Annotated in this window: 21 protein-coding genes; 9 read left to right on the forward strand and 12 right to left on the reverse strand. The window is 47.2% G+C overall.

The genetic code is table 11. The features are described 5' to 3' along the window. Window positions 1-143: 143 nt before the first annotated feature. From FTU54_RS08940 to FTU54_RS08945, 3 genes are all read left to right on the forward strand, one after another. Window positions 144-2,972, forward strand: a complete 2,829-nt coding sequence (locus FTU54_RS08940) for a ribonucleoside-diphosphate reductase subunit alpha (RefSeq protein ID WP_180054474.1) — start codon at window positions 144-146, stop codon at window positions 2,970-2,972. Window positions 2,973-3,166: 194 nt separating this feature from the next. Beyond that, window positions 3,167-3,298 carry a preprotein translocase subunit YajC gene (locus FTU54_RS15285; protein ID WP_081407111.1) on the forward strand — a complete coding sequence of 44 codons (132 nt, stop codon included), beginning with the start codon at window positions 3,167-3,169 and terminating at the stop codon, window positions 3,296-3,298. A gap of 141 nt (window positions 3,299-3,439) precedes the next feature. Further along, the gene (locus FTU54_RS08945) at window positions 3,440-4,723 is read left to right on the forward strand and encodes a ribonucleotide-diphosphate reductase subunit beta (protein WP_005175999.1); all 1,284 of its coding nucleotides are present in this window, start codon (window positions 3,440-3,442) and stop codon (window positions 4,721-4,723) included. 148 nt (window positions 4,724-4,871) lie between these two features. On the opposite strand, the gene lysM is transcribed toward FTU54_RS08945, so the two are convergent. The 6 genes from lysM to FTU54_RS08975 form a co-directional block, all read right to left on the reverse strand. Further along, window positions 4,872-5,348, reverse strand: a complete 477-nt coding sequence (lysM, locus tag FTU54_RS08950; protein ID WP_180046423.1) for a peptidoglycan-binding protein LysM — start codon at window positions 5,346-5,348, stop codon at window positions 4,872-4,874. 197 nt (window positions 5,349-5,545) lie between these two features. Beyond that, on the reverse strand, window positions 5,546-5,782 hold the full coding sequence (acpP, locus tag FTU54_RS08955; protein ID WP_001279871.1) for an acyl carrier protein: 237 nt from the start codon (window positions 5,780-5,782) through the stop codon (window positions 5,546-5,548). Window positions 5,783-5,865: 83 nt separating this feature from the next. Next, window positions 5,866-6,600 carry a 3-oxoacyl-ACP reductase FabG gene (gene fabG, locus FTU54_RS08960; protein ID WP_045796367.1) on the reverse strand — a complete coding sequence of 245 codons (735 nt, stop codon included), beginning with the start codon at window positions 6,598-6,600 and terminating at the stop codon, window positions 5,866-5,868. After that, a complete protein-coding gene (gene fabD, locus FTU54_RS08965) occupies window positions 6,597-7,574 on the reverse strand; it encodes an ACP S-malonyltransferase (RefSeq protein WP_180054479.1) in 978 nt (325 codons plus the stop codon). The genes fabG and fabD overlap by 4 nt, the downstream gene beginning before the upstream one ends. A gap of 192 nt (window positions 7,575-7,766) precedes the next feature. After that, window positions 7,767-7,952, reverse strand: coding sequence for a 50S ribosomal protein L32 (gene rpmF / locus FTU54_RS08970; RefSeq protein WP_005175977.1), 186 nt, complete (start codon window positions 7,950-7,952; stop codon window positions 7,767-7,769). Window positions 7,953-8,028: 76 nt separating this feature from the next. Beyond that, window positions 8,029-8,586 carry a DUF177 domain-containing protein gene (locus tag FTU54_RS08975; protein WP_005175975.1) on the reverse strand — a complete coding sequence of 186 codons (558 nt, stop codon included), beginning with the start codon at window positions 8,584-8,586 and terminating at the stop codon, window positions 8,029-8,031. Window positions 8,587-8,683: 97 nt separating this feature from the next. On the opposite strand from FTU54_RS08975, the gene FTU54_RS08980 reads away from it, so the two are divergent. From FTU54_RS08980 to rluB, 6 genes are all read left to right on the forward strand, one after another. Continuing rightward, window positions 8,684-9,346, forward strand: a complete 663-nt coding sequence (locus tag FTU54_RS08980) for an elongation factor P hydroxylase (protein ID WP_016659870.1) — start codon at window positions 8,684-8,686, stop codon at window positions 9,344-9,346. 84 nt (window positions 9,347-9,430) lie between these two features. Further along, complete coding sequence (locus FTU54_RS08985; RefSeq protein ID WP_075167569.1) at window positions 9,431-10,048, forward strand: L-threonylcarbamoyladenylate synthase; 618 nt, start codon at window positions 9,431-9,433, stop codon at window positions 10,046-10,048. 32 nt (window positions 10,049-10,080) lie between these two features. Next, window positions 10,081-10,362 carry a hypothetical protein gene (locus FTU54_RS08990; protein ID WP_160241554.1) on the forward strand — a complete coding sequence of 94 codons (282 nt, stop codon included), beginning with the start codon at window positions 10,081-10,083 and terminating at the stop codon, window positions 10,360-10,362. 268 nt (window positions 10,363-10,630) lie between these two features. Continuing rightward, complete coding sequence (locus FTU54_RS08995) at window positions 10,631-11,425, forward strand: ScpA family protein (RefSeq protein WP_016659867.1); 795 nt, start codon at window positions 10,631-10,633, stop codon at window positions 11,423-11,425. A gap of 20 nt (window positions 11,426-11,445) precedes the next feature. Further along, on the forward strand, window positions 11,446-12,012 hold the full coding sequence (scpB, locus tag FTU54_RS09000; RefSeq protein WP_370459243.1) for an SMC-Scp complex subunit ScpB: 567 nt from the start codon (window positions 11,446-11,448) through the stop codon (window positions 12,010-12,012). Window positions 12,013-12,053: 41 nt separating this feature from the next. Continuing rightward, the gene (gene rluB / locus FTU54_RS09005) at window positions 12,054-13,094 is read left to right on the forward strand and encodes a 23S rRNA pseudouridine(2605) synthase RluB (RefSeq protein WP_127798709.1); all 1,041 of its coding nucleotides are present in this window, start codon (window positions 12,054-12,056) and stop codon (window positions 13,092-13,094) included. A 49-nt stretch (window positions 13,095-13,143) separates the two neighbouring features. Here rluB and bioD read toward each other — a convergent pair whose 3' ends face one another. The 6 genes from bioD to bfr form a co-directional block, all read right to left on the reverse strand. Further along, the gene (gene bioD / locus FTU54_RS09010; RefSeq protein ID WP_168396986.1) at window positions 13,144-13,785 is read right to left on the reverse strand and encodes a dethiobiotin synthase; all 642 of its coding nucleotides are present in this window, start codon (window positions 13,783-13,785) and stop codon (window positions 13,144-13,146) included. Continuing rightward, window positions 13,785-14,588 (reverse strand): malonyl-ACP O-methyltransferase BioC, encoded by an 804-nt coding sequence (gene bioC / locus FTU54_RS09015; RefSeq protein ID WP_225876406.1) that lies wholly within the window; start codon window positions 14,586-14,588, stop codon window positions 13,785-13,787. The genes bioD and bioC overlap by 1 nt, the downstream gene beginning before the upstream one ends. Continuing rightward, window positions 14,570-15,724: an 8-amino-7-oxononanoate synthase gene (locus tag FTU54_RS09020; protein WP_180054483.1), complete on the reverse strand. Its 1,155-nt coding sequence runs from the start codon at window positions 15,722-15,724 to the stop codon at window positions 14,570-14,572. The genes bioC and FTU54_RS09020 overlap by 19 nt, the downstream gene beginning before the upstream one ends. Next, a complete protein-coding gene (bioA, locus tag FTU54_RS09025) occupies window positions 15,721-17,004 on the reverse strand; it encodes an adenosylmethionine--8-amino-7-oxononanoate transaminase (protein WP_180046430.1) in 1,284 nt (427 codons plus the stop codon). The genes FTU54_RS09020 and bioA overlap by 4 nt, the downstream gene beginning before the upstream one ends. A gap of 97 nt (window positions 17,005-17,101) precedes the next feature. Then, window positions 17,102-17,821: an alpha/beta fold hydrolase gene (locus FTU54_RS09030; protein WP_180046432.1), complete on the reverse strand. Its 720-nt coding sequence runs from the start codon at window positions 17,819-17,821 to the stop codon at window positions 17,102-17,104. Window positions 17,822-17,944: 123 nt separating this feature from the next. Then, window positions 17,945-18,409, reverse strand: coding sequence for a bacterioferritin (gene bfr, locus FTU54_RS09035; RefSeq protein ID WP_005175934.1), 465 nt, complete (start codon window positions 18,407-18,409; stop codon window positions 17,945-17,947). Window positions 18,410-18,541: the final 132 nt, after the last annotated feature.

Consider the following 18,541-nt stretch of genomic DNA (forward strand, 5'->3'; position numbering starts at 1 on the left):
ACCCTAAAATTTCCCGTATCTTGTGTTCAATTCAATTTTAAACCACTAAGTCTTGTGTTTATTCCTCAAACACTGTGGCCTATTTTTTGCCCGGTTCAATGGTCTATAAACATAACAATAGATGACAATGGAGCTATGCTGACATGAGCGTAATCACATCCACACCCGGTCAACTTCAGGTGATTAAACGCACCGGTGAAGTGGCCCCTTTCGATGCAGAAAAAATCTCTGTAGCGATTGGTAAAGCTTTCCTGGCGGTTGAAGGTCAGCAAAGCGCCGATTCCAGCCGTATTCATGACCGTATCGAACAACTGACTGAAATGGTTCTGAACACGTTTAAGCGTCGTTTACCATCAGGCGGCACCATTCACATTGAAGAAATTCAGGACCAGGTTGAACTTGCGCTTATGCGTACTGGCGAACAGAAAGTTGCTCGTGCTTATGTCATCTATCGCGAACAACGTTCTGAAGCACGTAAGCAGATGGGTGCCAACCATCATCCGACCTTACAGATCACTGACAGCCAGGGCCAGTTAAAGCCACTGGATTTAAGTGCATTGACAGCAACCGTCACCACTGCAGCTGAAGGTCTTGAAGGCATTGATGTTCAGGCCATTGTCGATGAAACCGTGAAAAACCTGTACAACGGCGTAAAAGAGTCAGACATCTCAACCACCATGATGATGGCGACGCGTACCCGTATTGAACAGGAACCAAACTATACTTACGTTACTGCGCGCCTGCTGTGTAATGACTTAGTGGCAACAGGCCTGGAGTTCCTGGGTCTACCAGTAGAAACCCCTGAAGGCGAAGCTCTGGAAACCTTCCTGAAAAAAGGTATCGAGCTGGAGCTGCTGTCAGAAGACCTGCTGAACTTTGATCTGGCAAAACTGGCCGCTGCCATTCAGCCAGAACGTTCTAACCAGTTTACGTATCTTGGTTTACAGACGTTATTCGACCGTTACTTCATCCATAAAGATGGTATCCGTTTCGAATTGCCGCAATTGTTCTTCATGCGCGTTTCTATGGGTCTGGCGCTGAACGAAGACAACAAAGAAGAACGTGCAATTGAGTTCTATAACTTGTTGTCGAGCTTCGACTACATGGCTTCTACGCCTACCCTGTTTAACTCAGGTACGCTACGTCCGCAGTTATCTAGCTGTTACCTCACCACCATTGGTGATGACCTGTACGATATTTATGGCGCAATGCGTGATAACGCAATGCTGTCTAAATGGGCAGGCGGTTTAGGTAATGACTGGACTCCAGTTCGTGCCCTGAACTCTTACATCAAAGGGACCAACGGTAAATCACAAGGTGTGGTACCGTTCCTGAAAGTCGCGAACGATACTGCGGTTGCGGTGAACCAGGGTGGTAAGCGTAAAGGTGCGGTGTGTGCCTATCTTGAAACCTGGCACTTAGACATTGAAGAATTCCTGGAACTGCGTAAGAACACCGGTGATGACCGTCGTCGTACCCATGACATGAACACAGCCAACTGGGTTCCGGACTTATTCATGCAACGTGTGTTTGAAGATGCTGAATGGACCCTGTTCACGCCATCTGAAACACCAGACCTGCATGATCTGACTGGACAGGCCTTCACTGAGCGCTATACGCATTACGAAGCGGTAGCGAAAGAGCAGAACCTGCTGCATAAGAAAGTACGTGCCAAAGACTTATGGCGCAAAATGCTGTCGATGCTGTTCGAAACCGGCCATCCGTGGATTACATTCAAAGACGTATGTAACCTGCGTTCACCACAACAACATGTGGGCGTGGTGCACTCATCTAACCTGTGTACAGAAATTACCCTGAACACCAGCAAAGATGAAATCGCGGTCTGTAACCTGGGTTCAATTAACCTGGTACAGCACGTTCAAGGTGGCAAGCTGGATCATGAAAAACTGGCACGTACCATCAAAACTGCGGTACGTATGCTCGACAACGTGATTGACATCAACTACTACGCGGTACCACAGGCGAAAAACTCGAACCTGCGTCACCGTCCGGTAGGTATGGGGATCATGGGCTTCCAAGATGCACTGTACGAAATGGGCATCGCCTACGGTTCTGATGCAGCAGTTGATTTTGCTGATGAATCAATGGAAGTGATTTCTTACTACGCAATTCAAACTTCAAGTGATCTGGCGGTTGAACGTGGCACCTATGAAACCTTCAAAGGTTCATTATGGGATCAGGGTATTTTACCAATCGACTCTTTAGAGCTGGTAGCGAAAACCCGTCCTGAGCGCATGTTTGAAGTTGATCGTACCCAACGTCTGGACTGGGACACTTTACGTGCCAAAGTTCAAAAAGACGGTATGCGTAACTCGAACGTGATGGCCATTGCACCAACAGCAACTATTTCTAACATCTGTGGCGTGTCTCAATCGATTGAGCCAACCTTCCAGAACCTGTATGTGAAATCGAACCTGTCTGGTGAGTTCACTGTGATCAACCCTTACCTGGTACGTGCATTGAAAGAACGCGGCCTATGGGATGCGGTAATGGTCAACGACCTGAAACACTTCGAAGGTTCAGTACAAAAGATCTCGCGTATTCCTGAAGAGCTGAAAGCCATCTTCGCGACTGCGTTTGAAGTTGAGCCACGCTGGATTGTGGATGCTGCGTCACGTCGTCAGAAATGGATTGATCAGGCACAGTCACTGAACCTTTACATCTCTGGTGCAAATGGTAAGAAACTGGACATCACCTATAAGATGGCTTGGTTACGTGGTCTGAAAACGACGTATTACCTGCGTGCTTTAGGTGCAACATCGGCTGAGAAATCAACCATTAATACTGGTGCATTGAATGCAGTTAAACCTGCGACAGTTGCAGCACCAGTAGCAGCAGTTGCTCAAGAAGCTAAACCTGAAGCAGCAGCGTCAGAAGAAGGCTTTGAACAAGCAGCACCAGTGCCAATGGCATGTTCAATTGACAATCCTGATTGTGAGGCTTGTCAATAATGAATAGTGTTAATCCTGATTTAGTTTTAGGTATATTGTCTATAGTTTTAGGTTTTTCAACGATTGTTGTTCCTATCGTTATAGCTATCATTATTGCAATGAAAAACTAAAACACTCTAAAAGGTTGGTATTAATTATCAACCTTTTAGGCTTATCAGAATTAACACTAATTCATCTACAAAAAGGATTCCATCATGCCACATATGACTCATAACTATATGTTAGGACTCGCGGTTCTGGTCTTTTCCTTTATTTTCTTTTACACGCCGATGGTCTATGCCTTTTTGGCCATTCGCAAACAGAAGCGAAAGCAAAATAAGTCTTGAGGATCGTGTTCTACGTACATTTTTAGAACAAGCATCGGCAAAACTTAATTTTGCTTTCACAAATTAAGCGTATAGTAAGACATCTCCCCTTCGTCGTGAGATGTCCAATAAAAGATATAAAGCAACGAAGAGAGAATTGATATGTCTATCCTAAGTTGGGACGATTTCGAAGATGATTCGCAAAAACCGGCTGCTCCTGAACACCAGCCTACGCCCGTCGAACCGCAAAAAGCGGCTAATCCGCAAGTGGTACCTGCTGCAGAGCAACCACAGACGCATGTGGCAGCTGCACAACCCGCTGCAACCCCTCGAAGCGGATCAGCAAATTCAACCGATTCGCTGGCAAGAGCATCTGCTTCCCTAGAACAGCTTGACGTGGCGCCTGGCCTGGAAGAGCTGGAAATGGGTGCAGGACGCGTACAGGTTGATGACAAACGTATGATCAACTGCCGCGCTGACTTAAACCAGCTGGTGCCGTTCAAATACGAATGGGCTTGGCAAAAATATCTGGATGGTTGTGCCAACCACTGGATGCCACAAGAAATCAACATGAACCACGATATCGCGTTGTGGAAGTCTGAAAATGGCTTGACTGAAGATGAACGTACCATCGTGATGCGTTCACTGGGCTTTTTCTCGACTGCTGACTCACTGGTGGCCAATAACCTGGTTCTGGCGATCTACCGTCACATCACTAACCCGGAATGCCGTCAGTACATCTTGCGTCAATCGTTTGAAGAAGCGATTCATACGCATGCGTATCAGTACTGTATCGAATCTTTGGGCATGGATGAAGGCGAAGTCTTCAACATGTACCGTGAAGTACCATCAGTCGCACGTAAAGCAGCTTGGGGCTTGAAATACACCCAGTCTTTAAGCGACCCAACCTTCAAAACCGGTACGCCTGAAAACGACCAGATTTTGCTGCGTAACCTGATTGCATTCTACTGCGTACTTGAAGGTATTTTCTTCTACTGCGGTTTCACGCAAATCCTGTCAATGGGCCGTCGTAACAAGATGAATGGTGTGGCGGAACAGTTCCAGTACATCTTGCGTGATGAATCAATGCACTTGAACTTCGGTATCGACATGATCAACCAGATCAAGATCGAGAACCCGCACCTGTGGACCGCCGAGTTCCAGCAAGAAGTGATTCAAATGATTCTTGAAGGCACCATGCTTGAGATTGAATATGCACGTGATACCATGCCACGTGGCGTATTGGGCATGAACGCTGGCATGATGGAAGAATATCTGAAGTTCATCTGTAACCGCCGTTTAAGCCAGTTGGGCTTACCTGAGCAGTTTAGCGGTGTGACCAACCCGTTTGCCTGGATGTCTGAGATGATGGACCTGCGTAAAGAGAAGAATTTCTTCGAGACGCGTGTAACGGATTATCAGACGGGCGGTGCGTTGAGCTGGTAAAAGTTTATGATTAAACCCTCCGAAGAGGGTTTAATTTTTTCAGCACTATAAATAAGCTGAATTCATCTGCGAATAAAAAATATAAATTCGCACCCTCTTGAATACAAAAAAGATGCGATATGCGTCTTTTTATAAAAATTCTGAATCTTTAAGCCGGAATACGTAACACCTGTCCAGGGAAAATATCATCCGCATCTTTTAACAAAGGACGGTTGGCTTCAAAGATTTTATTATACTGATTAGCATCACCATAAAATTCTTTTGAGATTTTAGACAGGGTATCGCCTGATTTAACTGTATAGAATTTACTTTCTGGTTCTGGCGTTGCCACAGTCATCTGATCATCCACTTGCGCGACATGATCAATATTTCCCACCGCCAGTACAATTTTCTCACGATCAGCCTGGCTTTGTACCTGTCCTTTAATCGTGGCTAAATCGGTCTTGCCATTGTAGTTCACAGAAAGGCCCTTAATTGGTAAGCCTAAAGATTTAATATGTCCCAATAATTTATTGGCCATTTCCTGTGCAGACGGTTCTGCTGGCGCCGCCGGTGCTGCCGGTTGTTGCTCTGCCGGGGCAGTGTTTTTCTTACCAATACCTTTTACAAAATCAAAAAGTCCCATTGTTATTCTCCAGCTTTTATTTGATGCAATTGATTTTTATCAATCATTTGGAATTGCGTGCTTTCTTTTTATAACGAAAAAATACACAGGAGAGCGTTGCGCTTGGTTAGATAAAAGTAAGCTTATGTAATTTCGGCCGGCCATAAAAAAACCACCCAAAAGGGTGGCTTTTCTTAGCATCTGCTAAAAATCTTTAATTAACCAAGTTTTTTAGTCACATAGTCAATTGCAGATTGAACAGTTGTAATTTCGTTTGAATCTTCATCAGGAATTGTGATGTCGAAATCATTTTCGAAAGACATTACAAGTTCAACCAGGTCCAGAGAGTCTGCACCTAAGTCATCCATGAAAGATGCTTCGTTTTTAATCTCTTCAGCTTTAAGACCAAGTTGTTCAGCAACCGCTTGTTTAACGCGTTGTTCGATATCGCTCACAGGAATTCTCCTCATTGCTTGTGGCGTTTTTAATGCCGTTAGTTTAATTGAATCTATAAGTTTTTGAAAGTTTATACATGAGCTTAATTCATGTATAAACCACCATTTACATGTAACACTGTACCAGTGATGTAACTTGCTTTGTCAGAAGCCAAGAAACTCACTGCATTGGCGATATCTTGTGGATCACCTAAACGGTTTAATGCCACTTGCTCACTCATTTTTTTGCGAATTTCTTCACTTAACTGTTCGGTCATTTCTGTTGCAATAAAACCGGGTGCAACAGAGTTAACCGTAATTTGACGGCTGCCCATTTCCTTGGCCAGGCTGCGGCTAAATGCCTCAATCCCTGCTTTGGCCGCAGAGTAGTTGGCCTGTCCCGGATTGGCAAAGTGTGCCACCACTGAACTAATATTAATAATGCGACCGAAACGCGCTTTGGTCATGCCTTTCAGTACACGTTTAGACAAACGGTAAACGGCTTTCAGATGAATGTTGAGGATATCATCCCAGTCATCTTCAGACATACGCAGTAACAAATTATCTTTGGTAATACCGGCATTGTTCACCAAGACCAGTACCGGACCATAGTTTTGTTCAATGTCCGAAATCAGCGCATCAATTGCCTCGCCATTACGTACATCCAGGACTTTACCCGCACCCTGTTCACCAAAGCCTGTACTCAGTTTTTCTGCACCTGCTTCAGAAGTTGCTGTCCCAACCACAAAATAACCGTCTTGAATAAGCTGCTGAGCGATGGCTGCACCAATCCCTCGGCTTGCACCTGTCACCAATGCGACTTTGCGTTCTTGTGTCATGCAATTTTCCCTTCAGCCACTAAAATGGCATTTAAGGCATCCTCCAGACGACTGTTACTGTCAATCGGGAATGCTTTTTCTATGTGAGGTAAGCGTTTTGCAAGGTTCGCCAATACGTTTCCTGGACCACATTCAACAATGTACTGAATGCCCTGGTCTTGCAGGTACTGCATGGTGTTTGTCCATTGCACAGACTGATACAATTGAGCAGTCAAAGCCTGACGCAATTGAGCAACATCAGTTGCTACAGCTGCGCCCACATTTTGTATTACAGGAATGCTTGGTAGCTCAATGGCAGTTTGTTCCAAAGCTTGTGCGAACTGTTCTGCAGCCAGTTTCATCAGTGAACAGTGCGATGGCACTGACACCGGAAGCGCAATAGCTTTGGCTGAATTTTCTTTGGCGAGTGCGATGACTGCATCTACCGCTGCTTTATCACCAGCAACTACCACCTGACCTTGGGCATTGTAGTTGGCTGCTTCAACTGAACCGGTGCCTTGTGCGGTAGCTTGCGCACACAGTTCAATCACTTTGGCATCTCCCAGACCCAAAATGGCCGCCATAGCGCCCTGGCCTTGTGGCACAGCCGACTGCATGAGTTTGCCACGCAAATTCACCAGCTTCACGGCATCACCCAGTGATAACGCACCCGCTGCCACCAGCGCGCTGTATTCGCCCAGAGAGTGGCCTGCCAGATATTTGGGTGCTACACCACCCAGCTCCAGCCAGACACGCCATAACGCAATACTGGCGGTCAATAAAACCGGCTGGGTAAATTCTGTTTGATCTAAACCTTCACCACTTTGCGCAATGTGCCATAAATCAAAACCGATTGCGGCCGATGCTTCCGCAAAAGTTTCACGCACACCAGCAAACTGTTCTGCAAGTTCTGCCAGCATGCCGACTTTTTGTGAACCTTGTCCAGGAAACACAAATGCAGTTTTTGTCGCTTGCTCGAATCGTGTAGCAGACATATAAAAATCCTTTCGTGTAGAGCTGTTTTAAACAGGGTACGCCCCTTCAACAGTTCTTTTTTATGTAAGCTGATCGTTGGTGCGAAAATTTAACACTATTTTTCGGGTGAAGTAATTGCGAAAAACAACAAAAAAAGGGAGCTTACGCTCCCATTTTTTCCACTAAGCTTGACGCTTAATGCTTGTCAACAATTATTCAGCATCAGCTGCTTTAGCGAATAATTGACGACCACGGTAGATACCATCTTTAGATACGTGGTGACGACGATGAGTTTCACCAGTAGCTTGGTCTACAGTTAATGCATTCTCGGTTAAAGCGTCATGTGAACGGCGCATGTCACGGCGAGAGCGACTTTTACGGTTTTGCTGAACGGCCATGATGGCTCCTTACAAAGATCGAAAAAATGGATCAGAACAAATTCAGTTGTCTTAACGCAAAATTATAACATAATTTTTAGTTAAGTTTACCCTTCAAACTTGCCAAAACATCAAACGGATTATCCCGTTTTTCTTCGACATCGTTCTGAACGGCAGGTTGATGCTTGTGTTCGCAAGCGTCATGCTTAGGCGACAAAGGCAGCAACAATAACAGTTCATCTTCTATAAGTGCGAGTAAATCAGCCGTCGCCGGTGAATCATAATCACCTTTGCTGGTTGCTTCACTTTCACCCAGAACAATGAAATCAGCATCCTCATCCAAGCGCTCTATCAGTGACTCATCATCTACAAGCGCTAAATGGAAGTCTAAAACAAGGTCAATTTCCACGGTATCCAGACAGCGCTGGCATTCCATTGGAACTTGTGTTTCAACGTGACCATCTAGCCATGCAATGCGATGATAGGCATCCATTGATAGCTTACAGTCTATGTTAATCAATTGATCATCAATTGATCCAACAGCTTCACGAGCAATACGAGCAAAGCGAGACAATGGCAGGGTACCTGACCATGTAAAGCCCTGTTCAGCCCATTTAAACGGCTCAATCTGTGCCGGAAAGGTATTTGCTGACATAATTAAGGCGGCAATTCTACAAATTCATCAGTACTCTGTCAAAGATTAAGATACAATTTTGTACTTATTTAGACAGACCAATTGGGTAAATTAAGTCATGCATCTGTTGCAGCCGCAAACAGAAGTGAATGTTTCATCACTCGTTAGCACACTTTCAACGCTCGATTCTGACATTTCACCTGACCAAGTGCAACTCTCGGACTGGTTGAAATTATCGACAGAATCAGAATACGTCGATTGGCTCATCTTACACTTTAATCACTGGTTTTCCCACCACAATGTCAACCTGGTGCGTGGTGATTTTGAACCGGAGTATTTTCCCGCCACCGCAGACACCCCTGCTCGCATCCAGTTTGCGCATGGTTTCTTTAACAGTGCACTGCATGAAATCAGTCACTGGACCATTGCCGGTGAGGAACGCCGTAAACAGCCCGATTTAGGCTACTGGTATGCCCCCGATGGCCGCACGGCTGAGCAGCAGGCCCTGTTTGAGCAGGTCGAAATCAAGCCGCAAGCGATTGAATGGATGTTTGCCACTGCATTTGGACGCAAATTCCGGGTTTCTTTAGATAACCTGACCGGTGAAGGCGGCGATGGTGCCTGCTTTAAAGACAATGTTTATGCCCAGGTACAGCGTTATTTTCGTGGTGAAGCCAAACTGCCACGCGATGCCAAACGCTTTATTGACTGTATCTGTTTATGTACCCGGCATGGCAAAAGCTTACATAGCGATGAATTTGCAAGAGAAATGCTTGATTAAATTACATAAATCAACGCTCTGGATACACAGAGCTTTGTACAATGGTCTGAAAAGCGAATCATCATCAGATCAGGAGAAAAGAATATGCTGCATTTAAGAGTTCATCCTGAAAATCCTCAGCCCCGTTTAATTAGTCAGGCAGTAGAACGGATTCGTGCCGGCGATGTGGTGGTCTATCCTACCGATGCAGCCTATGCGATTGGCTGCCAGATTGGGAATAAAGCAGCCATGGAACGGATTGCCCAGATTCGTGGTCTTAGCCCTAAACATCAATATGCAATTTTATGTTGTGACCTGTCCGATATTGCCACTTATGCCAAGGTCGATAATGCCATGTATCGCCTGCTAAAAAACAATACCCCGGCAGTAACCACTTTTATTTTACCGGCCACCAGTGAAGTGCCGCGCCGTCTGATGCACCCGAAAAAGAAAACCATTGGCCTGCGTATTCCGAGCAATCCGGTTTGCCAAATGTTACTGAAAGAGCTGGATGAACCGCTCTTGACCTCCACCCTGATTTTACCGGGGCAGGATGATCCACTGGATGATCCTTATGATATTGAAATGCAGCTTGGTAAACGAATTGATGTGTTTATTGATAGTGGCCTGGGGACTTTAACCACCACCAGTATTGTCGATTTATCTGGTGACCAGCCGGAAATTATCCGTCGTGGTATTGGTGATGTAAGCGCGTTTGAATAACGGCGCTCAGCGCCACCTCAGGAGGAAACGGTATGGATTTATTTTATCTGTTGCTGAATCTGCGCGAGTTTCCAAAAAGCCAGCTAATCTATGCGACCCAACCCTGGTCTCTGGAAGCTGAGGTTCTACTGCTGGATGCAATACCCAACCCGGCTGCCGTGCTCTCTATCGGACAGCAGGTGTATCATCTGCTGTCGAGTGTTGAAGAGGCCTATATCCTGTCCTTAAGATTAGGCCACCAGAACCTGTGCAGCCGTGAAATGTGTCAGCAACTGCTGGAACAGCTTGAGCAGTCCGCTTTATCACGTGTTTGATCTGAGGTGAGTTTTTCTTGCTAAAACCCTTATCTGTATGCGCTTTTAGGCCATATCTTCTACTGTATTGAACGTGATTTTTCCTGCTTTTTCGCTGCAGAATTGCCATCTACTTTTGCTTTTTTTCGCTTTTAGTCATTTGGGTAATTTATTTCATGGTCAATTTCCATTAAACTACGCGCAATTAACTCCATGCTTTCTTTTCGATGTGAGATCGAATGTAAAGCTCTTTTCATGCCTTTGAAAATTCGCGTGGCCTAAAACTGTAATGAATCAATCTGTGCATCCTGCTATGGACCAAGTCCCGCACATCCGCGTTTTGGATGAGTGGCAAGAGACGATTCCTGAGGATTTATATATTCCTCCTGCAGCATTTGAAATTCTGTTAGAGCATTTCGAAGGCCCGCTCGACTTTCTGATTTACCTGATTCAAAAAAACGGCTTTGACCTGCTACAGGTTGATATCGCACCGATTGCCTCTCAGTATTTGGCTTATATGGATGCGATGAAATCCCTGAATATTGAGCTGACCGCAGATTATATGGTGATGGCTGCCCTGCTGGCCGATTTAAAATCGCGTTTGCTGCTGCCGAAACCCAAAGCCATCAGCGAGCTGGAAAAAGATCCGAAGCAGGAACTGATTGACCGGCTGGAAAATTATTTACGTATTAAACAGGCGGCTGAACGTCTGGGGCAAATGCCGGTGTTAGAGCGTGATACCTTTAATACCCATGTCAGCCTGGGCCAAGTGGCGTATAGTAATGAGGGTCATGAGGCCAGCCTGTTACGTGATGCGCTATTTTGTGTATTTAACCGCCCTGAACCGGTGATTCACCAAATTCAGCAGGAACCGGTGTTACTGGAAGAACGGATTGCCTATATTGAAGCAAAGCTGCAAAGCGGTGAAGTGCTAGCGTTTGCCGAGCTGCTCAAGCCGAGCCAGGGCCGTATGGGCATGGTCGTGACCTTTATGGCGATTCTGGAACTGACCCGTCAGCAAAAAGTGGCAATTGTTGCCAGTGGTGTCGAAGCACCGCTGGCCATTCAGGGAGCACAGGCCTAATGTCAGAGCAAACCCTTAACATGTCCAGTGATGAACAGCATCATGAAGTGCTGATGCAGCTAGAAGCCATTATTTTTGCCAGTGATGCACCGGTATCGCTGGCACGTCTGAAAGAAGCATTTCAGGCACGCTATAGTAAGGCAGAATTAAAAGTCTTTTTACAACAACTGGCCATGCTGCAACATGGCCGGTCTATTGAACTGGTTGAAACTGCGCAAGGTTTCCGTTTTCAGGTACGGGCCAAATATCGTACCCTGATTGCACAGGCCTGGCCGGAACGACCAACCCGTTTATCCCCGTCTTTACTCGAAACACTGGCTGTGATTGCTTACCATCAACCGGTGACCCGAGCAGATATTGAACAGATTCGCGGAGTATCAAACAACAGTCAGATTCTCAGAACGTTGTTTGACTGGAACTGGATTAAGGAATCCGGTTTCCGGGAACTCCCTGGAAGACCCGCGTTGTTAGTCACAACGCCACAATTTTTAAATGCATTTGGCCTGACCTCTGTCGGTCAATTGCCTCCCCTGCAGGATGCCAAGGAAGCTTTCATGCACCTCGATGCCCAGGCACCGAGATCGTGAATAGGTGAACTGTTGATGATAATTTCTAAGGTTATGCTGTCATGAGTGAAAAATTGCAAAAGGTACTGGCACGCGTTGGTTTGGGTTCTCGCCGTTATATGGAAGAAGTCATTGCCGCTGGTCGTGTAAGTGTCAATGGCCAAGTGGCCCAGGTGGGTGAGCGTATTGAACCAGACGATGAGCTTCGTATCGATGGTCGTAAAGTCAGCTTCCAGATTGAAGATGAAATCCGTCGCCGTGTGCTGATTTACTACAAACCGGAAGGTGAAATCTGTTCACGTAACGATCCGGAACAACGCCCGACCGTATTTGATCATTTACCATCAATCGCCAATGATCGCTGGGTCATGGTCGGCCGTCTGGATATCAACTCGACCGGTCTGTTACTGTTCACCAATGATGGCGAACTGGCAAACCGCCTGATGCATCCATCCAATGAAATTGAGCGTGAATATGCGGTCCGTGTAATGGGTGAAGTCACGCCACAAATCCGTAACAACATGCTGCGTGGTGTGGTACTGGATGATGGCCCGGCCAAGTTTGAATCCTTCTCTGAAATTGGTGGTGATGGTATCAACCGCTGGTATCAGGTGGTGGTAAAAGAAGGTCGTAACCGCGAAGTACGTCGTATTTTCGAATCTCAGGGCTTAAAAGTTAGCCGCCTGCTACGTACCCGTTATGGTACCGTGATTCTGCCACGTGAACTGCGTACTGGCCGCTGGATGGAACTGGACAAGAATGACATCGACAACCTGACCAAAGCGGTTGAGCTGAAACCACGTCAGGGAACCGGTCTGTACGGTATGGCTAAACGCCGTAATGAACGTATGCAGGAAAAACCGATGGCAGCGCGTCGCGGTGGTTTCTTGCGTCAGCAGCGCCGTGACAATGAAGCAGCGCCAACGTCTTCAACCCGCGGCCCGCGTGATGATAACTTTGGCAATCGTGAACGTCGTGAAAACCAGAATGGCACACACTTTGCCCGCCGTGATAACCCAAATGGCAACAGCTTTGGCCGTCAAGAGCGTGATGAACATGCGCCACGCAAACCATTTGGCAACAAAAGCTTTAGAAAGTTTTAAGCTGCCTAGCAAAAAGCCACTCAATTGAGTGGCTTTTTTTATCACAGTTTTAATCCAAAACTGGAATCTCAATCCATTTTGCCTCTGGAAAATGCCGAGCCAAATAGGTTTTTAAATACTCAGCGGTATCTTTAGAAATCAGCGGATCTTGTGATTCATCTTTCAGGTTATAGGCCAGCGCATACAGCGACAGCCCTCGCGCCATCAACGCTTCCAGACTTAATAAGGTATGGTTAATGCTACCCAGACGTCCTGAACTGACCAGAATCACCGGATACTGCTGCTCGGCAATATAATCAATCGTTAACATTTCCGTGGTGAGCGGCACCATCAGGCCACCGGCACCTTCCAGTAGTACCACATCAAAACGCGCTGCCAGTTGCTCTGTCGCCTGGCGGATGTTATTGAAATCAATCTCACGGCCATCAATTTGGGTGGCCAGATGCGGCGATGCCGGATAAGTGAAAATCTCGGGCATGGTCAGCTTGCTGTCATCTTCAGGCAACCAGCCACAGCCCATCATCTCCCGATGTTGCTGGATATCTTCCGAAATATCAGTATTGCCAGTCTGAATCAGCTTTTGGGTGATGGTTCGCTGTCCTTCAGCACTCCAGACCTTGGCCAGATAACCGGTGGTATAGGTTTTGCCAATTCCGGTATCAATTCCACTGACAAAATAGATCTGTGCCATTAGCCTGTGCTCCGTGCAATACAATAAATCGGATGATAACTGAGCAGATATTCCTGCTGGCCGGCCACATTCAGCCGGGAAAACTGCCGATAGGCCTGATAAAACTGCTGCAAACTGTGTTTGGTCCAGCGGTGCCCGGAAGCGGTACCCGTGACCCCGGTGGCTTTTAAATGCTGCAATACCTGACGTGGATGTTCAAAAGCCAGGGTTTTGACAGTTTCAGACAAATACACAATTTCGAAGCCTTGTGACTCCAGACAGCGGCGCAGTTCCGGCAGGCTGAAATAATCCAGCCCCTGCCCGGTCAGGGCTTTAATTTCCTTGAGATTGTCCGGACCAAAACTAGAAAAACATAAATAACCCGAAGGCTTTAAAGCATGGGCGATTTTGGCAAACAGCTGCTGCAGATTCTGCATCCATTGCAAGGCTGAACTCGAAATCAGCACATCCAGCTGTTCTGGAAAAGCAATCTGCTCGGCATCGCCAATCCACCATTCGGTTCGGGAAGTAGAAAACGGTTGCTGCTGGACTTCTGGATACAGGTCATTGAGCAGCAACTGCTGCACCTGAAAGTGCTGCTCCAGCGCACGGGTTAAAGCCCCCGTACCACAGCCAATTTCAAACACCCGTCCCAGTTTTCGACTGGTTAGATGTGACTGCATCAGCCGAACCAGTTGCTGGCAAATCTGCTGCTGAATCACCGCATGCTGCAAATAGCTGTGATGCGCCTGGGCAAAACGCCGTGCCACTTGCGATTTATTTACAGACATCGCTGACTTGTCCATCATAACAGCGCCACGCATTGCGCCAGCTCACTGGACTGAATCTGCGCGGTCAGGCAAATCCGCAGCCGTGAACTGTTTTGCGGTACGGTCGGCGGACGTACCGGCATGATATAAAACCCAGCCTGCTGTAGCTGCTGTGCCTTTTGTACGGCTTTTTCCGATTCGCCCAGAATTACCGGCACAATCTGCGAGGTCGATGGACAGGCATAGCCTTTGGCTTCAACCTGCACTTTTAATTCCTGGCTGATCTGCTGTAAATGCTGGCGCTGGGCTTGCATCTGCAACATCTTCTGGAACATAAACCGGGTCCAGGCCATATTCAGCGGCGGCTGCGCGGTACTGAAAATCAACGGGCGCATGCGGTTAATTAAATAGTCACGGATCAACGGATGGCTAATCAGATATCCACCGACTGATGCCAAGGTCTTGCCAAAAGTCCCCACCAGAAAATCAATCTGCTCCAGCACCGCATACTGCTCTGCACAGCCCAGCCCCCGCTCTCCACGTACGCCAATGGCATGTGCTTCATCAACATACAGCATCACTTTCGGATAACGCTGCTTTAACTGCACCAGTGCCGCCAGATCGGTTTCATCACCATCCATACTAAAAATGGATTCGGTCACGACTATAATCCGTTCAATTTGCGCATCGTCATGATACTGTTCCAGCAGCCGGGCCAGATGCGCCAGATCATTATGCCGGTAGCGCACCGCCTTGGCAGAAGATAAACGGATACCATCAATCATGCTAGCATGGACCAGCTTGTCGGCCAGAATCAGGGTTTTACTGTCGGCCAGTGCCGGTAAAATCCCGATATTCATATGGTAGCCACTGTTAAACAGCAAGGCGGCACGGCCAAAGGCCTGACTCAGACTCGTTTCCAGCTGCTCATATTCCCGGAAGTTCCCGGTCAGCAAACGCGACGATGAGGCGCTCATACGGCGCTCGGTGACAGGAGTTAAATCAAAAAATTCTTCACGCAAGCTGACATCGCTGGCCAGCCCCAGATAATCATTACTGGACAGATTCAGCATGCGCTGCCCGTGAATCTGAATCATGCGGCCATGTTGCAGATTGGACTGAAACTGGCGCAAATTGGCAGTGCGTTTTAACTGTTCCAGCTGCTGGGCATAATGGTCGAGCAAACTCATGCGGCATTCTCCTGCATCTGGCGAACCACCTCGGTCAACTGGGTCAGCAAGTAGTGCAGTTCATCTGCTGAAATCACATACGGCGGCATCACATAAACCAGTTTGCCAAATGGCCTCACCCAAATGCCCCGCTGTACAAACTGCTGCTGCAGGCTTTGCATATCGACTGGCGTAGTCAGTTCAACCACCCCAATTGCGCCCAGCACCCGCACATCCTGTACATGGCTCAGCTGAGCCAGTGGCGTTAAAGCCTGTTTCAATTGCTGTTCAATCTGCTGGATCTTGGCCTGCCAGTCCTGCGCCAGCAAGACTTGAGTACTTTTCAGTGCCACCGCACAAGCCAGTGGATTGGCCATAAAGGTCGGGCCATGCATAAATACGCCAGCTTCCCCCTGACTGATGGTGTCTGCCACCTGCTTGCTGGTTAAAGTTGCCGACAGGGTCATATAACCACCCGTCAGTCCTTTGCCAATACACATGATATCCGGCTCGACTCCGGCATGTTCCCAGGCAAATAACTTGCCGGTACGACCAAAGCCGGTGGCAATTTCATCAAAAATCAGCAGCAGACCATACTGCTCGCATAAACGCTTGGCCTGACGCAAATATTCAGGATGATAAAAGCGCATACCGCCCGCGCCCTGTACAATCGGCTCTAGAATCAGTGCGGCCAGTGTATGCTGATGCTGGGCCAAAGCCTGTTCCAGATCGGCCATATCGTCCGGGTTCCAGTCTTCATCAAAGCGGGTTTGTGGTGCCTGTACAAATAAGCGATTCGGCAGACTTGAACCAAAAATCTGATGCATGCCAGTGACCGGATCGCAGACCGACATCGCATTCCAGGTATCGCCATGGTAGCCGGAACGCGGAGTAATAAAATTGGTTTTTTGTGGCTGGCCTTGCGCAGTCCAGTACTGCACCGCCATTTTTAACGCGACTTCAACCGCCACTGAACCGGAATCGGCATAGAAAATCTTATCCAGACTCGGTGGAGTAATTTGCAGCAGTAATTTGCCCAGCTCAATGGCCGGATCATGGGTCAGACCGCCAAACATGATATGTGACATCTGCTGTAACTGGTCGGTCACAGCCTGATTCAGTTCAGGATGGTTATAGCCATGAATAGCACACCACCACGATGACATGCCATCAATCAGACAGCGGCCATCTGCGAGTTCAATGGTCGCACCATAAGCCCGCTTTACCTTGAAGGTCGGCAGCGGCTGGGTCATGGAAGTATAAGGATGCCAAAGATGTTGCTGGTCAAATAAATCGGTCATCCCGGACTCCCTGTCTGGTTTAAAATATGCATGAGCTCGATCTTACTCCCGCCACACAGAAAAAGAAATTGCGGGAATTATCATTTCCGCTGAAGGGTCAGGAGAGTTGCTTTAAATAGTCAATAATTTTCTGTGTAACCACATCTGTTTCAAACAACGGGATGCCATGCGAGCCAGAAATCACTTCCACCTGAAGATTTGTTGCAGCTAAATCCTGTAAATCTTCTGCAACTTGGCAAGGAACCAGCTGATCTTCATGTGCCAGCAAATGATATTGTGGAGCCGGATAATTTTTTAAGATGGTCACCAGATTAAGCTGTTCCAGCAAAGCTAATCCCTGTTTTAACAAGGTTAGAGATTGCGGCTGGATTAAACTTTGTAATTTCTGTAAATCCTGCCGGCTCTGGGCACTACCCTGACAGACCAGATAACCAAAACGTTTTAAGGTCGCGGCCGCATCTTTGGCAAAGCCCTGTTTAAACTGCTGAAAAGTCTCGGGAACCATCCCGTGGGGCCACGCGTCTTGCGCAACAAAACACGGATTCGAAGCCAAAGTAATGAGCGCTTGCGGCGCCTGTCCGGATTGCGCCAGTGCATCGGCCAGTAAGGTTGCCAGCTGCCCACCCAGAGACCAGCCCATCAGCACGCTATAGCCTTTGGCCCGTTCCAGCTGCTGCTGGAACTGTACCGGATCCGCCGCATTAAAAATGTTCAGGACATCGACCTGAATGCCGTGTTGCATTAGGCTATGTTGTACAGGCTGTAACAGGCCGGTTCCTCCGCCCCATCCGGTGATCAAAAGTATACGCTGCTGCATTGTGCTGTCCTTGTTTCCATCTAGTCGCAGTATAGTAAAAATAGCGACGCCTGCACTGCATCAAAATCGCCAAATCTCGACCATAAAAAACCCGGCCAGTGCCGGGTCAATGTTGGGTTGGGCTTACATTTGCGATTGAATGTAGTTCTGCAAACCAATGAGTTCAATTAAACGCAACTGTTTTTCCAGCCAGTAAGTATGGTCTTCTTCGGTATCTGACATTTGCTGACGCAGCATGTCACGGGTGATGTAATCGCCCTTGTCTTCTGCCAGCTTAACACCTTGGGCCAGTTTTTCACGTACCTCATATTCTAGCTTTAAATCGGCTTTTAAGCAGGATAGTACGTCGGTACCGACGTCAATATCATCACGTTGCATATTCGGAGTGCCTTCAAGGAACAGAACCCGGCGAATCAAGGCATCGGCATGTTGTGATTCTTCCTGCATCTCATGGTCGATGCGTTCATAAATCTTGCTCAGGCCCCAATCTTCATACATACGCGAGTGAATCAGGTATTGATCACGAGCAGCCAGTTCGCCACCGATCAACATATTTAAATAGTCTACGACTTCTGGATTGCCACGCATTTTCATTACTCCCTTACGAATACGCTCATTATGGCGAAAGCCAAGCCAAGTTGCAAAAGATAATTTGTGTAAATATATGATTTTTATATAATTAAAATGAGAAGCATGTGCATTTACAGTTCTGGATTCAAA

Origin of the sequence: Acinetobacter sp. YH12116 (assembly GCF_013418895.1) — a bacterium.
In the GTDB taxonomy this organism is placed as follows: domain Bacteria; phylum Pseudomonadota; class Gammaproteobacteria; order Pseudomonadales; family Moraxellaceae; genus Acinetobacter; species Acinetobacter indicus.

Coding starts and splice junctions, on each gene's coding strand:
- FTU54_RS08985 (WP_075167569.1), top strand. CDS start 9,431: ATGCTGCATTTAAGAGTTCATCCTGAAAATCCTCAGCCCCGTTTAATT.
- FTU54_RS08940 (WP_180054474.1), top strand. CDS start 144: ATGAGCGTAATCACATCCACACCCGGTCAACTTCAGGTGATTAAACGC.
- fabD (WP_180054479.1), bottom strand. CDS start 7,574: ATGTCTGCTACACGATTCGAGCAAGCGACAAAAACTGCATTTGTGTTT.
- FTU54_RS08975 (WP_005175975.1), bottom strand. CDS start 8,586: ATGTCAGCAAATACCTTTCCGGCACAGATTGAGCCGTTTAAATGGGCT.
- FTU54_RS15285 (WP_081407111.1), top strand. CDS start 3,167: ATGCCACATATGACTCATAACTATATGTTAGGACTCGCGGTTCTGGTC.
- bioA (WP_180046430.1), bottom strand. CDS start 17,004: ATGACCGATTTATTTGACCAGCAACATCTTTGGCATCCTTATACTTCC.
- lysM (WP_180046423.1), bottom strand. CDS start 5,348: ATGGGACTTTTTGATTTTGTAAAAGGTATTGGTAAGAAAAACACTGCC.
- FTU54_RS09020 (WP_180054483.1), bottom strand. CDS start 15,724: ATGAGTTTGCTCGACCATTATGCCCAGCAGCTGGAACAGTTAAAACGC.
- FTU54_RS08995 (WP_016659867.1), top strand. CDS start 10,631: ATGAATCAATCTGTGCATCCTGCTATGGACCAAGTCCCGCACATCCGC.
- FTU54_RS08990 (WP_160241554.1), top strand. CDS start 10,081: ATGGATTTATTTTATCTGTTGCTGAATCTGCGCGAGTTTCCAAAAAGC.
- FTU54_RS08980 (WP_016659870.1), top strand. CDS start 8,684: ATGCATCTGTTGCAGCCGCAAACAGAAGTGAATGTTTCATCACTCGTT.
- rluB (WP_127798709.1), top strand. CDS start 12,054: ATGAGTGAAAAATTGCAAAAGGTACTGGCACGCGTTGGTTTGGGTTCT.
- FTU54_RS09030 (WP_180046432.1), bottom strand. CDS start 17,821: ATGCAGCAGCGTATACTTTTGATCACCGGATGGGGCGGAGGAACCGGC.
- FTU54_RS08945 (WP_005175999.1), top strand. CDS start 3,440: ATGTCTATCCTAAGTTGGGACGATTTCGAAGATGATTCGCAAAAACCG.
- bioC (WP_225876406.1), bottom strand. CDS start 14,588: ATGCGTGGCGCTGTTATGATGGACAAGTCAGCGATGTCTGTAAATAAA.
- bfr (WP_005175934.1), bottom strand. CDS start 18,409: ATGCGTGGCAATCCAGAAGTCGTAGACTATTTAAATATGTTGATCGGT.
- fabG (WP_045796367.1), bottom strand. CDS start 6,600: ATGACACAAGAACGCAAAGTCGCATTGGTGACAGGTGCAAGCCGAGGG.
- bioD (WP_168396986.1), bottom strand. CDS start 13,785: ATGGCACAGATCTATTTTGTCAGTGGAATTGATACCGGAATTGGCAAA.
- scpB (WP_370459243.1), top strand. CDS start 11,446: ATGTCCAGTGATGAACAGCATCATGAAGTGCTGATGCAGCTAGAAGCC.
- rpmF (WP_005175977.1), bottom strand. CDS start 7,952: ATGGCCGTTCAGCAAAACCGTAAAAGTCGCTCTCGCCGTGACATGCGC.